The following is a 16,509-nucleotide window of genomic DNA, read 5'->3' on the forward strand; positions in this document are numbered from 1 at the left end:
ACGTCGGGTTTCGCTGATCAGACCGGCAAGTCGGTACCGTCCGGACGCAGACCGGCCATGAACACCGCGACCAACCGCGGGACCAGGTTCGGCATGGCTTCGTCGGACAACTCGATTTGCGGGCGCGTCAGTTTGGCCAGAGCCATGACGAATTCGAGCGGTTGCAGATCGGCGCGGACCAGTCCGGCGCTCTGAGCGGCGCCGATCGTCGCGGTCATCTTCGTTTTCGTCACCTCACGCACCGCGAGAACTTCGGGCGCCAGCTCGGTGAAACTGCGTTCCACCAGTGCAGGAATGAGCGCACCCAGGCGCAGTTCCACGAGGCGGTCCACCAGCGTGTGCCACGCGTTTGTCGGATCGGTGGACATTGCTGTGAGTGCGATGTCGGCAGCCTCGCGGACATCGGTCAGTGTTGCGACGGCGACGGCGGTCACGAGGTCCTCGCGCGTCGGAAAGTTTCGATACAGCGTGGCGATGCCCACTTTCGCGAGTTCTGCGACTGCGTCGAGCGGCGCGTCGTGCCCGCGCTCGGTGAACACCGCTCGTGCGGCGTCGACTATTGCGTTTCTGCGTTCACGTGCATCGGCTCGCACATCCACCTCCGGTATTGACAGTTCATCATAACCGGAGGAATATCTTCCACAAATAGTGGAGGAAAAACTTCCACTTAGGGAGGGTAGTTATGAACGCCGAAGTCGAAGCACGGGACCGCAAGAAGTTGGTGGCTGTGGTGTTGGGCTTGTCCGCCGTGATCGGGCTGATGCTGCTTGCCTTCGTACTGCCCTCGGTCAACAGTGGCCCGCACGAACTGAAGTTGGGCATCACCGGTCCAGCTGCGGCAACCGAACAGATCAGCACCTCGCTCGAGGCGGGTAAGCAAGGCGCCTTCGATACTCGAGAATTCGCCGACGCCGACGCCCTGCGTGACGCGATTCGGAATCGCGACGTGGTCGGCGGAATCGCCGTTGATGCCAACGGTCCTCACGTGTTGATCGCGACTGCAGGCGGAACCCCGATCGCCCAGACCCTGACCGGGGTGGCCAACGGCCTCTCGGAGGCCTCGGGGGCAAAGGTGCCCGTCGAAGACGTTGTGCCGCTGACTGCGGACGACCCGACCGGTGCTGGGCTCACGGCATTGGCCTTGCCCTTGGTGTTCGGCGGAATCATGCCCGCTGTTGTTCTCGTGCAACTGTTTCCGCGCAGCATCGTCAAGCGAGTGTTGGGCGCTGCCGGCGTCGCGGTGGTCGCGGGTTTTGCACTGACTGCCATTCTGCAGTTCGGCACCAACAGTCTTGACGGAAACTACCTGCTCACCGCGCTCGCACTCACCATGGGCATGTCGGCCATCTCGCTTCCCATTTTGGGGCTCGAATCCCTGCTCGGGATGAAGGGGTTCGCGTTGGGCGCCGTCACGATGATGTTCATCGGAAACCCACTCTCGGGGATGGCGACAACTGCCGCGTGGTTGCCCGCAGGCTGGGGCGCATTGGGGCAGCTGCTCCCACCTGGCGCCGCAGGAGCATCCGTCCGTTCGATGGCGTTCTTCGACGGCCATGGCGCCACCACGCCACTTCTGGTGCTGGTGTGCTGGATTGCCGTCGGGATCGCGCTGTGCGTGGCTGCCGGCCGGAAGAAGGCGTCGGCGCCGGTTATCGAACCGGAGGCTGCGCTGGTCTAGCCGGCGCAGCTTGCGTACGGGGTCAGGTCGGGAATCGGCCAGACCCCGTCAACGCGTTCCATGGCCAGTTCGGCGACCACGGTGTCCTCGTCCATCGGTAGAGGTCGGAGGATTCGGGGCTTTTCCGCCTCCCATTCGACGTCGATGCCCGCGGAGGTCAGGGCGTCCTGATCGATGACGGCGACGACCAGCGGCAATGTGAGGTCGCCGAACACCAGATCGAGCACCGAAGCGAGTGCGTCCGGGGTCGTTGCGCGAATGAATCCTGCCTCGTCGTAACTGATTCCGCGCGTCGAGACCTCGTACTCACCGAAACGCTTGCATGCTTCCCAGTCGTCGGCGATAGCGACGTGGACGAGTCGTTGTCCGGTCATGCAGTGCTCCTGTAGTATTCGAATTAATGAAACGTCAACGTAGCATTAATTTACCGGCACGGTAACAGGGGACTTGATGGAGCAACCGCGCAGACGTGGGAGAACCAGTGACGCCGAGCGCGCCGAACGACGCAACGAGATTCTCGACGTCGCTGTCGACTCGTTTCGAGATGTCGGGTTCGCCCGAACTACCATCGAGGGCATTGCCACGGTGGCCGGCGTCGCCAAGCGCACCGTGTACAGCTACTTCGGCGACAAGTCTGCGGTCTTTGCAGCTGCGGTTGCGCGTCAGCACGCGTACGTCGACGATGCCGGCGAGGGCCAGTCCGACCTGCTCGCCGCTGCAGTGGACATCGTCATCGCCCTGCACAGCGACAACTCGATTGCGCTGCACCGCATGATGATCGGCGAGGCCGTGCAGTTCCCTGAATTGGCCGCAGCGTTCTACGAATCCGGCCCGGCCAAGTCGATTGCCTTTCTGGAGAAGATTTTGATCGATCAGCACGGCCAGAAGGCTGCGCTGTGCGCGGATCAGTTGTACACCTTGCTGCTCGGGGAGGAGCACCGGCGGCGACTGCTCGGGCTTACCTCCGAACCGACAGCCGAAAGAGCGGCGCAACTGGCGGCCCGCGCGGTGGGATGCGTTCTGAGATCTGATCGGTAGGCTCGACTGGGTGAGTAACTCTGTGATCTGGTTTCGACGCGATCTGAGGGTCGGTGATCTTCCGACTCTGACTGCAGCGGCGGATGCCGGCGGACAGACGTTGGGTTTGTTCGTCCTCGACGAGAAGTTGCTCGGACCGGCAGGCTCACCCCGCCAGAATCAACTGTTCGCCAACTTGTCGGCACTCGACAACCAGCTCGACGGACGATTGATGGTTGTTCGAGGTGATCCGGCAGACGTGGTGCCCCGCGTGGCGGAATCCGTTGGCGCCGAAGAAGTTCACATCAGTGGCGACTACGGGCCCTACGGCCGACGGCGCGACGCGGCCGTGGCCGAGAAGGTGGAGTTGATCGCCACCGGGTCACCATATGCCGTGGCGCCCGGACGCGTCACCAAGGCGGACGGTGATCCGTACAAGGTGTTCACGCCGTACTTCCGTCAGTGGATGGAACATGGTTGGCGGGGCCCCGCGTCGACCGATGCGGGGACGGTCCGTTGGTTCGATCCGAGCGAGAAGGACGGTGGCCCGCGCCGGGTGAGTATCCCCGCGCCGTCCGGCACCGTCAGCGATGTCGTCGGTGAGGCCGGTGCGCTCGAACAGTGGAAAGAATACTGCGAGAACGATCTTGACCGGTACGACGACGAACGAAATCGACCCGACCTCGACACCACGAGTCGGATGTCGATCCCGCTCAAGTACGGCACGATTCATCCGAGAACTATGTTGGCAGATCTCTCCAAGCGACTCGGAGACGGCGCTCAGGCGTACCGTCGCCAGCTTGCTTGGCGAGACTTCTACGCAGACATCCTATTTCAGCGCCCCGACAGCGCGCGGAAGAACTACGACGACAAGTTCGACCGTTTACGTCACGACGGGGGAGTCGACGCAGACGCCGCCTTCACGGCCTGGTGTGAAGGCAAGACCGGCTTCCCGATCGTGGATGCCGGCATGCGGCAACTCGCCGCCGAGAACTGGATGCACAATCGGGTCCGAATGATCGTCGCGTCATTCCTGGTGAAGGACCTGCACATTCCGTGGTGGCGCGGCGCACGGTACTTCATGTCGCATCTGGTGGACGGTGACTTGGCCTCCAATCAGCACGGGTGGCAGTGGACTGCCGGGTCGGGTACGGATGCTTCGCCCTTCTTCCGCGTCTTCAACCCGATCACGCAAGGGGAGAAGTTCGATCCCGACGGCACATACGTCCGTCGGTGGGTCCCCGAACTTCGCGATGTTCCCGGGAAGGCCGTCCACTCGTTGAAGGCGATGCGCCCAGTCGACTACCCGGACCCGATAGTCGATCACGCGCACGAGCGTGAGGAGGCCTTGCGCCGGTACGGCGAGATCAAAGGCTGAGTGCTCAGTGATCTGCGGGCGCTACGCGGACGCGGTTTCCGTCCAGATCTGAAATGACAAACGTCAGACCGAAGACATCTTCGTTGGGTTCTTCGACGACCGAGACTCCCTTGGCCACCCACTCGTCGTGGATCGCCCGAATTTCGTTGCTCCCGCCGTCGACCAAGATGCCGACTTCGAAATTGCGCGGTGTCGCGGGATCGAGGTCGCGGGACTTGCCGCTCCACAGTGCAAGGACCACACCGCCGCCGAGGTCGAAGGTCATGTACCGAGGGCTGAGGACCTCAGGCTTCGCGTCGAACAATTCGCCGTAGAACGCTGCTGCGGAGGCGGCATCGCTGACGTAGATCAGAAACTGGTTGGGTAGTCGCACTGTGGTTTTCCCTCTCCCGTTGATTTTCGGGCCACCGGCAGCGGGGCGTGTGCCTGGTCGTGCGGGGCTGCGTTCAACAATCCCCGCGCGCCGGACGAATGTCCAAGAACAAGTGCGTCTGAGAGGCAGATGGATTACTTATGACGACTGCCGCAGTCACACCGCACTGAGGTGGTACCCGACGCTCAGGTTCGGGTAGTAGCCGTCGATGTAGCTCGAGATGAAGTAGTGATCAGGGTCGGTGGTGCGAGTTCCGTCGGTGTCGAACTGCGGATAGTCGTTGGCCATGAAGACGGCTTGTCCGCCGCCGGGAGTGGAATAGACGACGTCGACCGTCAGGCCGCGCGGGTCCTGGTTGTACGCCGTGACGATTTCGGTCTCGTGAGGCGCGAGCGACTGGCGTGGGCTCTGCATCCACTGTCCGTAGGGGTTGTCGGCGCCTTCGAGATGAATTGTCTGTTCGGTGTCGTTGCTGATCGTCATCGTGATGCTGTTGCCGGTTGTGGGAAGGGTTCCGGCACTGGCGATTCCGCTCAATCCCAACGTGAGGGCGCCGGCGGCCAGAGCTGTGATTGCGGCAACTACGTAGCGTGGGTTCGTCATCGTCGGTGTCCTTTGTCCGGGTGAGCGTTCGGTTGGCTCTCTCGAAGACAACTATGTCGGAGCAGATCGATGTCGTATGTCCACTCCCCGGACCCTGTGCAGGCGGAACGGTGTGTCCACCGATCGGGGGACACCTACTCCGACACCGAGACGGCTTCGACCTTTCGCTCGCCGGTGACCAGCAGTCCGATCAGTGCGGCCGCCGCGAGCACCATGACGAGTGCGCCGTAGCCACGCGTCGTATCCACCAATCCGACCTTGCCGACCAGGTAGCCGGCCAGCAAGGCGGGAAGACTGTTGGCCAGATATGCGATGACGTAGACGGTGGACAACAAACCCGCGCGTTCGTGGTTCTCGGCCAGCGGCATGACGGTGAGGATAGTTCCTTGGAATCCTGCTCCGAAGCCGATACCTGCAACAGCCGTACCGACCAGAATCAATACGGCAGAGGATGTTTCAGCACCGATGAGTGTGACGGCCACCCCGAGCACCAAGGCGGTGGTTCCGATCAGCATCACGGTCCGGCCGCCGAGTTTGCGGAAGGTGAGTACTGCTGCCGCTCCGAATCCTGTCAGTGTTGCGACCATGATGGCACCGATGAGGGAGCTGTGAACGTCAAGTGCGTTGCGCGCCAATGCAGGTCCGAGTGAGAGGTAGAAACCTCCCAGTGCCCAGACCGCGATCAGGCACGGTGCGGTCAGGGCAATCATCGTGCGCGCCTGACGAGGAACGGCCAGTGTGGGGCGCAGGGACTGCCAGGCTCCGGGGCGTCCGCCCGAAGTCTCGGGAGCGGCCCATACTCCGAAGATCTCGAGAATGACAAGCACGAGAAGGACCAGGTAGACAGTGCTGGTGGGCCGGGGCAGGTGCTCGCTGATGAGGCTCGAACCCACTGCTCCGACTGCAAGCCCCATCGTCGGAGCGACGCTGTTGATGATCGATCCTCGACCCGGAGTGCGTTCGAGGTCGATCAATGCCGAACCCAGAGCACTGATTGCAGCGCCGGTGGCAACACCCTGTACGACCCGGGCGATGAGCAGGATGGTCAACCCGTCGGCCGAGGCGAACAGCGCGAGCGAGACTGCCTCGAGCGCGAGTGCTCCGAGCAGGACCGGGCGCCTGCCGATGTGATCGGACAGGGATCCGGCGGTCAGGAGCGTGGCGAGCAATGCGAGAGCGTAGATGCCGAACACGAGCGTCGACGCGAGCGAGGAGAATCCCCACAACTGTTGATAGTGCTCGTACAACGGTGTCGGGGTCGCGGATGCGCCCAGGAACGTGGCGATGATGACGGCGATGAGTGTGAAAGCGACGCCTCGCCCAAGGCGTGGGCGTGAAGTGCTCTCGGTCTGTGGTGAAACGGTCGTTGTCATTGTCGTAGCGCTTCCCGTGCGGGTGGTGAAGACTTCAAACGCAAATACTTTGCGTTTGGGACGCTACGCCTGGCCGTAGCCTAATGCAACATCTTTGCGTTAGTATTGGATTTATGAGTCCGTCCGCAGGTCCGCGCCCCGGTGGCCGTAGTGCGCGCATCCAACAGGCCGTGCATGCGTCGGCGCGCAAGTTGTTGGAACAGCGTGATCGAGCCGAGATCACGGTGCCGATGATCGCGACCGATGCGGGAGTGACCCCGTCGACCATCTATCGGCGGTGGGGTGACATCAACGAAGTCTTTGCCGACGTCTCGATCGAGAGATTGCGCCCGGACGCCGACCCGCGTGAAACGGGCTCGCTCCGAGGGGATCTGACGATTTGGGCGCAGGAGTACCTCGAGGAGATGTCTGCGCCTGTCGGTCGTGCTTCGTTGCGTGACGTGTTGATGAGCGACGATCAGACGCATGCACCGGACGGTACGAAGAAGTTCAAGTGTGCCTTCTTCTGTCGGACGCAGATCGACGTGATCCTCGCGCGTTGGCCGGAAGCTGCCGGCGTGGATGGTGATTCGGTGGTCGACCATGTAGTGGCGCCGATCATCTACCGAATTCTGTTCGACCTCGAACCGGTCGTGCCGCAGCGAGTTGCGGAATTGGTGGATCAGACGCTTGCCCTCGCGGCGCGGGTCGTTGCCGATGGCTGATCGCTACGTAGTCGGGCGTGGACGTGCATGTCGTGCCAGCCGTCGGCGTGCCTGGCGGAGCTTCGTCGAACACCTTCTTCGCTGAACCCTGCTTTGGTGGCGACTCGGCACGATCGTGGGTTGTGGATCGAGTGCTCGAGTTCCAGTCGATGAAACCCTACTTCGCGGAATACCCACTCGGACAGTGCGGTTACAGCCTGGGTGCACAGTCCGCGGCCGCGCGCCGCTGGGGTCACCCAATACGCGAGCTCGGCAGTGCCGTCCCACAAATTCACCCCCTTTGCTGCGATTCGACCGAGGAGTTCATTTGTCTCGGGAGCGGCGATCGCCCAATGGCATTCGGATTCGCTTGCCCGCCCGTCTCTCCACTGGGTGAGCCAACCCCGTGCTTCGTCGATCGAGTCGGCGCGGCGGATGTGCCAACGCTGAATCGACGGATCGCGAAAGGCTTCCATGACGGCCGGTGCGTCGTCGCGGGTCCAGGGTCGGAGAATCGCGGAAGTCCCGACGTGGATCGAGGGTTGGTCCATTCCCCGGAGATATCCAGCGGCGATAGCGGGCGTGGTCAACTTGGGCACGTGAAGCATCATCGCCTACCCGCCTGATGGCGGGCAATGGCGTGAGCTTTCCGGTCATTATCCCTGCCACTCTGCGTTCAGTCGGCGCGCAGATTCCAGAGTTGCGATGGCCTCTTCGGTGTCAACTCGTGCGAGTACCAATGCACTTACCGTGCAGGAGAGAAGGATTCGAGTGCGATCTGAGAGCGTGGCGTCTGTCTCGGTTGGAAACGCGGCGTGTAATCCACTGTTGATCGCGTCGGCGAGCTCTCGGCGGTAAGCGCGGATCACTGCGGCCACCGCATCGTCGTGCGCGCCGAGTCCGGCAGCCGTATTGAGAAGTAGGCAACCGCGCCGAGGTGAGTCGGCGGTCATGGTGCCGATCGCGTGCGCAAGCGAGGAAAGGTAGTCGTCGACGGCGTCTGCCCCGGGATTTGTCGTGAGGCTGCGCAGACGTGGCCGGATGACATGTTCGAGGTACAGCTGCACGGCGGCGTCGAACAATCCGCGCTTGTTGGTGAACGAGTTGTAGAGACTTGACCGACTCAGCCCCGTCGCGGATTCGAGGTCGCCGAGTGAGGCGCCTTCGTATCCGCGTGCCCAGAAAACGTCCAAAGCGGCAGCGACCACGGCTGTTGTGTCGAATTCTTGTGATCTGCCCATCAAAGCCTCGCTCTTTCTGTATCGTTCGGTCCAGTATATATTGGACCGAACGATACAGAATTCACTCGAAGTAACAGGAGCTCACCGATGAACGTCGCCGGCTACATCTTCGCGGGACTGGCCGCAGCAGTGCACGTGTACATTTTTGTCCTCGAATCGATTCTCTGGACGGCCCCGAAGACCCGCGCCACGTTCGGCGTGAAGTCCGAGGAAGAGGCGATCACCACGCAGCCGCTCGCCTTCAACCAGGGCTTTTACAACCTTTTCTTGGCGATCGTGTCGGCGGTCGGCATCGTGATTGCGGCGACCGGCTCCGCGTCGGTCGGAATTGCCCTCGTACTGGCAGGCACAGGATCGATGGTTGCCGCGGGATTGGTGCTGATTCTCTCGTCTCCCGACAAAGCCCGCGCAGCCGTCGTGCAGATGCTTTTCCCAGCTATTGCCGTTGTTCTGCTGGTAATCCACCTGCTTTGAGTGGTCTCTATCCGCCGCCGAGCACCAGTGATTCGATCAACGCAAAAGCCCCGTTGAGTGCTCCGCAATCGAAGGCTTCGGCCAGGGCGTAACCGATGACAAGTTCGTCGGTGCTCGGCGTGCTCGACCAGACTGCGTCGGTCTGTCTGGGATCGGATTCCTCGTTCTTGGAGAAGTGCCCGATCCGCAATCCGTCGCGGGTGAATGCACTGTTCGCGTCGTCGACTGGGGCGAAGTTCAAACTCACGCCGTCGACGAGTGCCGAGACAGAGTACGAGCGACGGGACAGAAACCCTTTGCCGACAGTGAGTTCGACTTCGTCGCCACCGACAGTGAAGAACAAGTCGGCGGCGGCGCGCGTTCCGATAGGTGTGCCTTCACGGCGCGGGGCATCGACTCGACGCGTCAACAGAGCGTGTGAGTTGCCGTTTCGGACGTCGACGACCCCCGTGTCGACATCGAACGAGATCTCGACTTTTCCGTGAATCGGGTCCATTACGGCGTATTTGACCGTCACTGTGCCTACCCCCTGTAAGTGTGAACTCGGGTCCATAATACGTGGTGGGAGCGTTGTCCAGTATGCCCGAATCCAAAAAATAGTGCCGAATGACGCGCGTTTGCGGCCAAATGCTTCTACGCTGGGTCTTGGGTTTGTTGCGCATCCCACAACGGTTTTTCCCACGCCAGACGAGGAGCGCCTATGAGGTTGTCGACTACTTGTTCTGTTGCTACGAAGGCTTGATCAAGCCGGAATTGCCTCTGCCGGATGGTGCTCGAGACCCATCCGGCAGAGGCAATTCTGCATCAGTTCGGGCCTTCAGCCGCCGGCGAATTTTTCCGAGGTGCCGAGATCGATCGGCAACGCGATGCCGGTGATCCCGCGGCCGGCCGGCCCCACCAGATAGAACACCGCATCCGCAATCACCTCGGGGTCGACCCACGGGTGGGGCAGCAGATTCAGCTTCGACATGATCGGAGCGGTATCGGCGAGGACAGGATTCTCCAAGTCTGGACGGAACGCACGAACCATCGGTTCGTTGTCGATCATCGTCGTTCGCACATTGCCCGGGTGTACGGAGTTGACTCGGATGTCTGCCCAGCCGAGTTCGTTGGCCAGAGACTTCGCCAGCCCCCGAACGGCGTGCTTGGACGCGGAGTAATGTGCAATCCCCGGCACGCCTCGAAGCCCGGCCATCGAGCTGATCAACACAATGGATCCACCTCGATTGCCGTTCATGATGTGCGGAATCGACACCTTGGTCGTCAACCAGACGCCGGTGACGTTGATGTCCATCAGCTCGCGGAACTCTTCGGCGCTCAGGTCCCAGGACAATTTCGCCGACGCCGCGATTCCCGCGTTGGCGATCACGATGTCCAGTCGGCCGAGTTTCTCGACTCCGGCGTCGACCGCTGATTTCAGGGCATCGAGGTCGCGAGTGTCCGCGACGGATGCGACGATACGCCGGCCCTGAGCTTCGACCAGGGCGACGGTCTGGGCGAGGTCGGCTTCGGTGGCCATGTCGTACCCCGCCGTTGCCACCGGCGCGCAGAGATCCACCGCGATGATGTCCGCGCCCTCGGACGCGAGCTTGACGGCATGCGCGCGCCCTTGACCACGCGCCGCTCCGGTGATGAATGCGACCTGACCGTCCAAATTGCCCATCGAACTTCCCCTGCCCGTCTGAATCGTTGAAAACTGGAACGTGTTCATACTGCTACGTCCGGAGGCAGACAGACAGGGGAATTCGCTGAATCCTTATCCGCGAAGGAGTTTGGACAACTCGTCCAATACGCTCGCGTCCTCGATGGTCGACGGGACCGTGTACTCCTCGTTGTCGGCGATCTGCCGCATGGTCTTGCGGAGGATCTTGCCGGAACGAGTCTTCGGTAGTGCGGCGACGACGGTGACGTCCCGGAACGTGGCGACGGCACCGATCTGGTCTCGCACCCGCGCGACCAGTTCTTGTCGGAGTGTTTCGGGATCGATGTCGACGCCGGACTTGAGCACGACATAACCGCTCGGCCGTTGCCCCTTGAGTTCGTCCTGAATGCCGATGACCGCGCATTCGGCGACAGCCGGGTGGCCGGCGACGACGGCCTCCATGCTTCCGGTCGAAAGGCGATGTCCGGCAACGTTGATCACGTCGTCACTTCGTCCGAGCACGAAGACGTAGTTGTCCTCGTCGATGTACCCGGAGTCGCCGGTGAGGTAATAGCCTTCGAAAGTCGACAGGTAGGACTTCACGTACCGGTCCTCGTCACGCCACAGTCCGGCGAGTGTTCCGGGAGGAAGCGGCAGGCCGATCACGATGTTGCCCTCGGTGCCCGGACCCACGAGTTCGCCCTTGCCGTCGACGATTTCGACGCGGTATCCGGGGCAGGCGACGGTGGGTGAGCCCGCTTTGATCTCCATGGGTTCGAGGCCGCGCAGATTCGCGCAGATGGCCCAACCGGTTTCTGTCTGCCACCAGTGATCGACCACCGGGCGATCGAGAATCCGAGTAGCCCACTCGTAGGTGTCGGGATCCAAGCGCTCGCCGGCCGCGAACAGTGTGTCGAGCGACGAGATGTCGTACTTGGCAAGCTCTTTTGCGTCCGGGTCGGCCTTGCGGACCGCGCGGATCGCTGTCGGAGCGGTGAAGAGTGCCGACACGTTGTATTCGGAAATGATGCGCCAGAACGCACCGGCGTCGGGGGTGCCGACGGGCTTGCCTTCGTACATGACCGTCGTGGCTCCGGCGAGCAACGGTCCGTAGACGATGTAGGAGTGGCCGACCACCCAGCCGACGTCGGAGGCGGTCCACCACACCTGTCCTGGGCTGATGTCGTACAGATTCTTCATGGTCCACGTCAGCGCAACGGCATGGCCACCGTTGTCCCGGACGACGCCCTTGGGCTTACCGGTCGTTCCCGAGGTGTAGAGGATGTAGAGCGGATCCGTCGCGGCGACCGACACCGGGTCGGCCGGGGTGGCGTCGGCGATCAGCTCGTCCCAGTCGAACCAGGCTGCGGCACTTGACTTGTAGTCGGAAGCTGCACCGGGAATCTGCTCGCGATTCTTCACGATCACGGTGTGCGCGGGAGTGGCGGACAGTTGCAGAGCCTTCTCGACCATCGGCAGGTACTCGATTGTTCGTCCGGGTTCGAGGCCGCCGGACGCCGTCACGAGCACCACTGGACCGGCGTCGTCGATTCGCGTTGCGAGCTCCTTGGCCGCAAAGCCGCCGAACACCACCGAATGCACCGCGCCGATTCGCGCACACGCGAGCATCGCGATCGCAGCCTCGGGGATCATCGGCATGTAGATGATCACGCGGTCGCCCGCCACCACACCCTGATCTTTCAAGACGCCGGCGAAGAGTGAGACCTGCTCGAGCAATTCGGCGTAGGTGTAAGTGGCTTTGGTGGGGACCATCGCGGAGTCGAAGATCAACGCGGTCTGATCGCCGCGGCCGTCGCGGACGTGCCGATCGAGGGCATTGAAGCTGGTGTTGAGCGAAGCATCCGGGAACCAGCGATAGATCGGCGCGGCAGAATCGTCGAGAGCCTTCGTGGGGGCGACATCCCAGTCGACGGCCCGCGCAGCGTCGAGCCAGAACTTCTCCGGCTGATCCATGCTCTCGCGATATGCGTCGGCATACGTGGTGTGGGACGCCTGCTCGGAAGAGCTCATCGACGTGTGTCCTCTCGTGAACTTCGCTTACCGGTGACCTGAAACACCTTAGGTCACCGTCAGTGCGGTGCGCCTCAGTAGCGGTGCGGGTACCGTCCCTTTGCGCCGGGCGGGCCTGTCCCGTCGGCCAGTGGCGCGCAGGGGTGGGATAGGCCAGGGACTGAAAGGGGGATCGATGTGACAGGTGCAGCGCAACGCGCAGGCTTCTGGGGAGTCCTCGCTCTGCGTGACTTCCGACTTCTGTGGACCGGCGACGCAGTCAGCGGTATCGGAAACGGTGTCACGACCGTCGTACTGCCGCTGATCGCGCTTCGCGAACTGGACGCGAGTAGCTTCCAGATCGGTGTGCTGGCATCAGCAGTGTGGTTGCCGTGGTTGATCGTCGGACTACCAGCAGGTGCCTGGATCGACCGGCTGCCTCGGCGCCCGATCATGATGATCGCGAACGCTGCGTGCGCGCTGTTCTTCGCGAGCCTCGCGATCGCCGGCTTCCTGGAGGCGATGACATACGGCCACCTGCTCCTGGTCGCGCTGCTCACCGGTACAGCCACCGTCTTCTTCCAGGCGGCCTATCACTCGTATCTCCCCACGGTGCTCGCCGAAGCGGATCTTGTCGAAGGGAACTCGAAGATTCAGGGCGCCGAGGCCGCAACTCGGGTGATCGGCCCAAGCGTCGGTGGGCTGGTGGTTGCAACTGTCGGGCTCGCGGCCGGTCTGGTTGTCGACGCGTTCACGTTCGCCTTCTGCTTCGTATGCATCTGGCTGATTCGTGTGCAGGAGACCGTCCATCGCGGACAGAATCAGCGAGAACCGTTGCGACGGCAGATTGCGCTCGGACTGCGATTCGTCGCCGGTGATCCGTATCTGCGGTCGATCGTCGTCTACGGCACTCTGCTCAATTTCGGTCTCACCGGGTACTCCACGATCCAGATCGTGTTCCTGGAAAAGACGGTTGGCGTGGGGGAGTTCGGACTCGGGCTTCTCCTGGCGATTGCCGGGGTGGGCGGAATTGTCGGATCGATGATCGGGCGCCCGCTCGGTCGCAGATTCGGCACTGCCCGAAGCGTTCTCATCTGTCAGTTGGTGACGGGACCGTTCATCCTGTTAGCACCTCTGACGACGTACGGTGCCGGCCTGTTCTGGTTCTGCATCGGCGGCATGGTGATGGTTGCGGGCGTCGTGTCGTGCAACGTGGTGCTCGGCAGTTTCCGTCAAAGTTACTGTCCGCCGGACCGCCTCGGACGAGTGGTGGCAACGAGTATGTTCCTGCTGCACAGCAGCATTCCGCTCGGTGCGCTGACGGCAGGCTACCTCGGCGACGCAGTGGGACCGCGCGGGACGATGTGGATCATGGCCTGCCTGATCGCGCCGTGCGGATTGGTCCTGCTCTTCAGCCCGCTCCGCGGGATCCGCGATCTACCGAGTCGGCCGGCGATCTCAGTGCGGTAGAGAATCGCTGCGGTAGAGGATTACTGCGGTAGAGCTGCGGCGGACTCTTCGCTTCGAATCGCGATGCGAAGTGTCGCGAGCATGAACAGTGACACTGCGAAACCGAAAAGCGCGCCGAACTGGTCCTGCGTGAACAGATAGACCTGCGTCACCAGGAGACTCACGATGAGGGATGCACGCAGGAGTCTCAGGGCTCGCAGGTACGGACCGCGGAAGAGGAACCACACTCCCAGAACCACAAGAACTCCGGTTGCGACGGTGGAGATCTGGACCACCAGGTCGGAGACGTCGTCGGCCTCGACGACGTTCTCGGAAACCAACGCGTAGATCACCTGGACAATCGCCAGAAGAGCCTGCAGTACGAACAGGGTCAGTACCAGTCGGCGGACGACCCGGTGCCGGAGCAGTTCCTCGGCACGGTGGAAGAACGCGTTGCGGCCACGAGTGATCTTCGATTCGATACCGCCGGTCGGCGGAGTCTGTGAATGCAGGCCGGCTTTGATCGAATCGACGAGGTCGGTGAGGCTGCGGTCTTCGACGCCGTCGAGTACGCGGAGGGCGTGGTTGTACTGGATCTCGTCTAGCTGACCGAGAGCGAGGTCCGAGAGCGCTCGCGCCCCGATGGCGAGCCGATGACGATCATTCATTCCGCGCCGAATCACCACCTCGCGCGCGGCAAGATAGAAGAGAACGAAGACGACGTACATGATCGCGATGGCAGGCTGGTAGAAGTAATCGACGTCGGCGGTGACGAATTTTCCGACCTCGTCGATGAAGAGACCGAATCCGATTCCGCCGACGAGCGTGGCCAGGTCACGCGTGCGAGAGCCTTCGGTGATGGCGGTCGCGACGATGGCGACGGCCATCAGCAATCCGCCCCAGAGAACGTGTGCGATGTGGAGGGCGCCGCCCCCGATCTGGGGATAGCCCGTTGCCGCCAGATAAGCGCGGGTGATCAGCACGGTGGCGACGCCGGCGAACAGGAACAATTCGAAACGAGCGAGTGCCGCGCGGTCGTAACTGTGCGGCAGCGTCAGCGCATTCCGGTCCTTCGTCGTCATTGCGGAACTCCCAGGTTTCGATAGCGCGCGATACGGGAGGACTGGCGATCGGTGTCCGACTCTTCGGCAAGCACGAAGAGTTCGTGCGCTATCGCAGCCCCTACCCTCTTGGAGAATTCCACGGGTTCGTCGGCCGCGTCAGGCGTTTCGGGAATGATCGCGTCGATCACGCCGTCTCGAAGCAGATCCAACGAACGAATGCCCTGCGCTGCCGCCATCTCCGGTGCGTGACTGATGTCGCGATGGACGATCGCGCTTGCGCCTTCCGGCGGCAGGGGAGCGAGCCACCCGTTCTGTGCCGCGAGTACCCGATCGGCGGGCAGCAGCGCGAGAGCCCCACCGCCTGTTCCCTGGCCGAGCAACACCGACACTGTCGGGGTCTTCAGCGTCACGAGGTCGGCGATGCAACGGGCGATCTCAGGGGCCAGTCCACGTTCTTCAGCTTCTTTGGACAGCGACGCGCCCAAAGTGTCGATCACGAGGACAAGCGGGAGTTGTAGTTCTTCGGCAAGTTTCATGCCCCGTCGCGCTTCCCTGAGCGCGGCCGGTCCCATCGTGGTGAGCGCGGATTGGCCACTGCGGTCCTGGCCGAGCAGGATGCACGGAAAGCCTCGGAAGCGGGCGAGCGAGAGCAAGATCGTCTTGTCGGTTTCACCCTGCCCGGTGCCGCTGAGCGGTACCTGTTCAGTTGCGGCATGGCGGAGCAACTGCCGGATGCCGGGTCGATCGGCCCGGCGCGAGAGCATCACCGACTGCCAGGCGGGAACATCGGGAATCTCGGGTGAGGGAATCGGGTCCGTGGCCGCCGGGGCCGGGGGATCGGTGAGCACACACAACGCTCGATTAACCAGCAGACGGAGGCGGTCGACGGGTACGACGCCGTCGATAACGCCGTTGCGATACAAGTTTTCGGACGTCTGGATACCGTCGGGAAACTTTTCGCCGTACAGGGATTCGTAGACACGGGGTCCGAGGAATCCCACCAGAGCACCGGGTTCCGCGACGGTGATGTGGCCGAGGGATCCCCACGAGGCAAAGACCCCGCCGGTGGTGGGATTGCGCAGGTAAACCAGGTAGGGCAGGTGTGCCGCTTTGTGAACAGCCACTGCCGCAGCGATCTTCACCATCTGAACGAACGCCACGGTGCCCTCCTGCATCCGCGTTCCGCCGGAGGTGGGCGAGGCCAGCAGCGGGAGTTGTTCTGCCGTAGCACGTTCGACAGCGGTCACGATCCGCTCGGCTGCAGCAACTCCGATCGAACCGGCGAGAAAGCTGAATTCACAGGCAATTACCGCGACCCGACGTCCCCGAACGGTACCGACACCGGTGACGACGGACTCGTCAACTCCGCTCTTCTCGCGGGCCTTCGCCAGGTCTTCCGCGTATTTCGCGCCAGGTCCGACGTCGACGGGCGGGGAGTCCCAAGAGACGAAGCTCTCGGGATCGAGTACCGCAGTGAGTAGTTCTTCGGCCGAGATTCGCACAACGTCCTCCAAGTAAGCAGCA

At 62.5% G+C, this 16,509-nt stretch carries 18 protein-coding genes; 6 read left to right on the forward strand and 12 right to left on the reverse strand.

The window, feature by feature from the left end; genetic code table 11:
• Window positions 1-17: 17 nt before the first annotated feature.
• Window positions 18-593, reverse strand: a complete 576-nt coding sequence (locus tag AC1Q61_RS04320; protein ID WP_029256004.1) for a TetR/AcrR family transcriptional regulator — start codon at window positions 591-593, stop codon at window positions 18-20.
• Between the two features lie 89 nt (window positions 594-682).
• Here AC1Q61_RS04320 and AC1Q61_RS04325 point away from each other — a divergent pair, with 89 nt between their 5' ends.
• The gene (locus tag AC1Q61_RS04325; protein WP_215516044.1) at window positions 683-1,678 is read left to right on the forward strand and encodes an ABC transporter permease; all 996 of its coding nucleotides are present in this window, start codon (window positions 683-685) and stop codon (window positions 1,676-1,678) included.
• On the opposite strand, the gene AC1Q61_RS04330 is transcribed toward AC1Q61_RS04325, so the two are convergent.
• Window positions 1,675-2,052: a DUF952 domain-containing protein gene (locus tag AC1Q61_RS04330; RefSeq protein WP_042921656.1), complete on the reverse strand. Its 378-nt coding sequence runs from the start codon at window positions 2,050-2,052 to the stop codon at window positions 1,675-1,677. The two genes, AC1Q61_RS04325 and AC1Q61_RS04330, sit on opposite strands and share 4 nt — an antisense overlap.
• 76 nt (window positions 2,053-2,128) lie before the next feature.
• On the opposite strand from AC1Q61_RS04330, the gene AC1Q61_RS04335 reads away from it, so the two are divergent.
• Together AC1Q61_RS04335 and AC1Q61_RS04340 are read left to right on the forward strand one after the other, a co-directional pair.
• Window positions 2,129-2,716 (forward strand): TetR/AcrR family transcriptional regulator, encoded by a 588-nt coding sequence (locus AC1Q61_RS04335; RefSeq protein WP_042921655.1) that lies wholly within the window; start codon window positions 2,129-2,131, stop codon window positions 2,714-2,716.
• A gap of 10 nt (window positions 2,717-2,726) precedes the next feature.
• Window positions 2,727-4,073 (forward strand): cryptochrome/photolyase family protein, encoded by a 1,347-nt coding sequence (locus AC1Q61_RS04340; protein ID WP_215516043.1) that lies wholly within the window; start codon window positions 2,727-2,729, stop codon window positions 4,071-4,073.
• Window positions 4,074-4,077: 4 nt separating this feature from the next.
• On the opposite strand, the gene AC1Q61_RS04345 is transcribed toward AC1Q61_RS04340, so the two are convergent.
• From AC1Q61_RS04345 to AC1Q61_RS04355, 3 genes are all read right to left on the reverse strand, one after another.
• A complete protein-coding gene (locus AC1Q61_RS04345) occupies window positions 4,078-4,446 on the reverse strand; it encodes a VOC family protein (protein ID WP_042921654.1) in 369 nt (122 codons plus the stop codon).
• Window positions 4,447-4,602: 156 nt separating this feature from the next.
• Window positions 4,603-5,049 carry a hypothetical protein gene (locus tag AC1Q61_RS04350; protein ID WP_021332236.1) on the reverse strand — a complete coding sequence of 149 codons (447 nt, stop codon included), beginning with the start codon at window positions 5,047-5,049 and terminating at the stop codon, window positions 4,603-4,605.
• Window positions 5,050-5,183: 134 nt separating this feature from the next.
• On the reverse strand, window positions 5,184-6,422 hold the full coding sequence (locus AC1Q61_RS04355) for an MFS transporter (RefSeq protein WP_003940229.1): 1,239 nt from the start codon (window positions 6,420-6,422) through the stop codon (window positions 5,184-5,186).
• Between the two features lie 113 nt (window positions 6,423-6,535).
• On the opposite strand from AC1Q61_RS04355, the gene AC1Q61_RS04360 reads away from it, so the two are divergent.
• A complete protein-coding gene (locus AC1Q61_RS04360) occupies window positions 6,536-7,126 on the forward strand; it encodes a TetR/AcrR family transcriptional regulator (protein WP_042921653.1) in 591 nt (196 codons plus the stop codon).
• Here the strand turns inward: AC1Q61_RS04360 and AC1Q61_RS04365 are convergent.
• Together AC1Q61_RS04365 and AC1Q61_RS04370 are read right to left on the reverse strand one after the other, a co-directional pair.
• Window positions 7,084-7,704: a GNAT family N-acetyltransferase gene (locus AC1Q61_RS04365; protein ID WP_128637903.1), complete on the reverse strand. Its 621-nt coding sequence runs from the start codon at window positions 7,702-7,704 to the stop codon at window positions 7,084-7,086. The genes AC1Q61_RS04360 and AC1Q61_RS04365 overlap by 43 nt on opposite strands.
• 57 nt (window positions 7,705-7,761) lie before the next feature.
• On the reverse strand, window positions 7,762-8,346 hold the full coding sequence (locus AC1Q61_RS04370) for a TetR/AcrR family transcriptional regulator (protein WP_054781222.1): 585 nt from the start codon (window positions 8,344-8,346) through the stop codon (window positions 7,762-7,764).
• A gap of 87 nt (window positions 8,347-8,433) precedes the next feature.
• Between AC1Q61_RS04370 and AC1Q61_RS04375 the strand changes: the two genes are divergently transcribed.
• A complete protein-coding gene (locus AC1Q61_RS04375) occupies window positions 8,434-8,820 on the forward strand; it encodes a DUF1304 domain-containing protein (protein ID WP_003939752.1) in 387 nt (128 codons plus the stop codon).
• Between the two features lie 7 nt (window positions 8,821-8,827).
• On the opposite strand, the gene AC1Q61_RS04380 is transcribed toward AC1Q61_RS04375, so the two are convergent.
• The 3 genes from AC1Q61_RS04380 to AC1Q61_RS04390 form a co-directional block, all read right to left on the reverse strand.
• Complete coding sequence (locus AC1Q61_RS04380) at window positions 8,828-9,337, reverse strand: hypothetical protein (RefSeq protein WP_223304422.1); 510 nt, start codon at window positions 9,335-9,337, stop codon at window positions 8,828-8,830.
• Window positions 9,338-9,637: 300 nt separating this feature from the next.
• Entirely contained in the window at window positions 9,638-10,483 is an 846-nt protein-coding gene (locus tag AC1Q61_RS04385) for a mycofactocin-coupled SDR family oxidoreductase (RefSeq protein WP_020970454.1), read from the reverse strand.
• 93 nt (window positions 10,484-10,576) lie between these two features.
• Window positions 10,577-12,493, reverse strand: coding sequence for a propionyl-CoA synthetase (locus tag AC1Q61_RS04390; protein ID WP_042921649.1), 1,917 nt, complete (start codon window positions 12,491-12,493; stop codon window positions 10,577-10,579).
• Window positions 12,494-12,670: 177 nt separating this feature from the next.
• Here AC1Q61_RS04390 and AC1Q61_RS04395 point away from each other — a divergent pair, with 177 nt between their 5' ends.
• Window positions 12,671-13,942, forward strand: coding sequence for an MFS transporter (locus AC1Q61_RS04395; RefSeq protein ID WP_492650984.1), 1,272 nt, complete (start codon window positions 12,671-12,673; stop codon window positions 13,940-13,942).
• Window positions 13,943-13,962: 20 nt separating this feature from the next.
• Here the strand turns inward: AC1Q61_RS04395 and AC1Q61_RS04400 are convergent, their stop codons facing one another.
• Complete coding sequence (locus tag AC1Q61_RS04400; protein ID WP_042921648.1) at window positions 13,963-15,003, reverse strand: hypothetical protein; 1,041 nt, start codon at window positions 15,001-15,003, stop codon at window positions 13,963-13,965.
• Entirely contained in the window at window positions 15,000-16,487 is a 1,488-nt protein-coding gene (locus AC1Q61_RS04405; protein WP_003940141.1) for an acetyl-coenzyme A carboxylase carboxyl transferase subunits beta/alpha, read from the reverse strand. The genes AC1Q61_RS04400 and AC1Q61_RS04405 overlap by 4 nt, the downstream gene beginning before the upstream one ends.
• Window positions 16,488-16,509: the final 22 nt, after the last annotated feature.

This window comes from Rhodococcus sp. MPR-R1B (assembly GCF_058793255.1).

Coding starts and splice junctions, on each gene's coding strand:
- AC1Q61_RS04360 (WP_042921653.1), top strand. CDS start 6,536: ATGAGTCCGTCCGCAGGTCCGCGCCCCGGTGGCCGTAGTGCGCGCATC.
- AC1Q61_RS04390 (WP_042921649.1), bottom strand. CDS start 12,493: ATGAGCTCTTCCGAGCAGGCGTCCCACACCACGTATGCCGACGCATAT.
- AC1Q61_RS04355 (WP_003940229.1), bottom strand. CDS start 6,422: ATGACAACGACCGTTTCACCACAGACCGAGAGCACTTCACGCCCACGC.
- AC1Q61_RS04375 (WP_003939752.1), top strand. CDS start 8,434: ATGAACGTCGCCGGCTACATCTTCGCGGGACTGGCCGCAGCAGTGCAC.
- AC1Q61_RS04325 (WP_215516044.1), top strand. CDS start 683: ATGAACGCCGAAGTCGAAGCACGGGACCGCAAGAAGTTGGTGGCTGTG.
- AC1Q61_RS04330 (WP_042921656.1), bottom strand. CDS start 2,052: ATGACCGGACAACGACTCGTCCACGTCGCTATCGCCGACGACTGGGAA.
- AC1Q61_RS04385 (WP_020970454.1), bottom strand. CDS start 10,483: ATGGGCAATTTGGACGGTCAGGTCGCATTCATCACCGGAGCGGCGCGT.
- AC1Q61_RS04400 (WP_042921648.1), bottom strand. CDS start 15,003: ATGACGACGAAGGACCGGAATGCGCTGACGCTGCCGCACAGTTACGAC.
- AC1Q61_RS04370 (WP_054781222.1), bottom strand. CDS start 8,346: ATGGGCAGATCACAAGAATTCGACACAACAGCCGTGGTCGCTGCCGCT.
- AC1Q61_RS04350 (WP_021332236.1), bottom strand. CDS start 5,049: ATGACGAACCCACGCTACGTAGTTGCCGCAATCACAGCTCTGGCCGCC.
- AC1Q61_RS04335 (WP_042921655.1), top strand. CDS start 2,129: ATGGAGCAACCGCGCAGACGTGGGAGAACCAGTGACGCCGAGCGCGCC.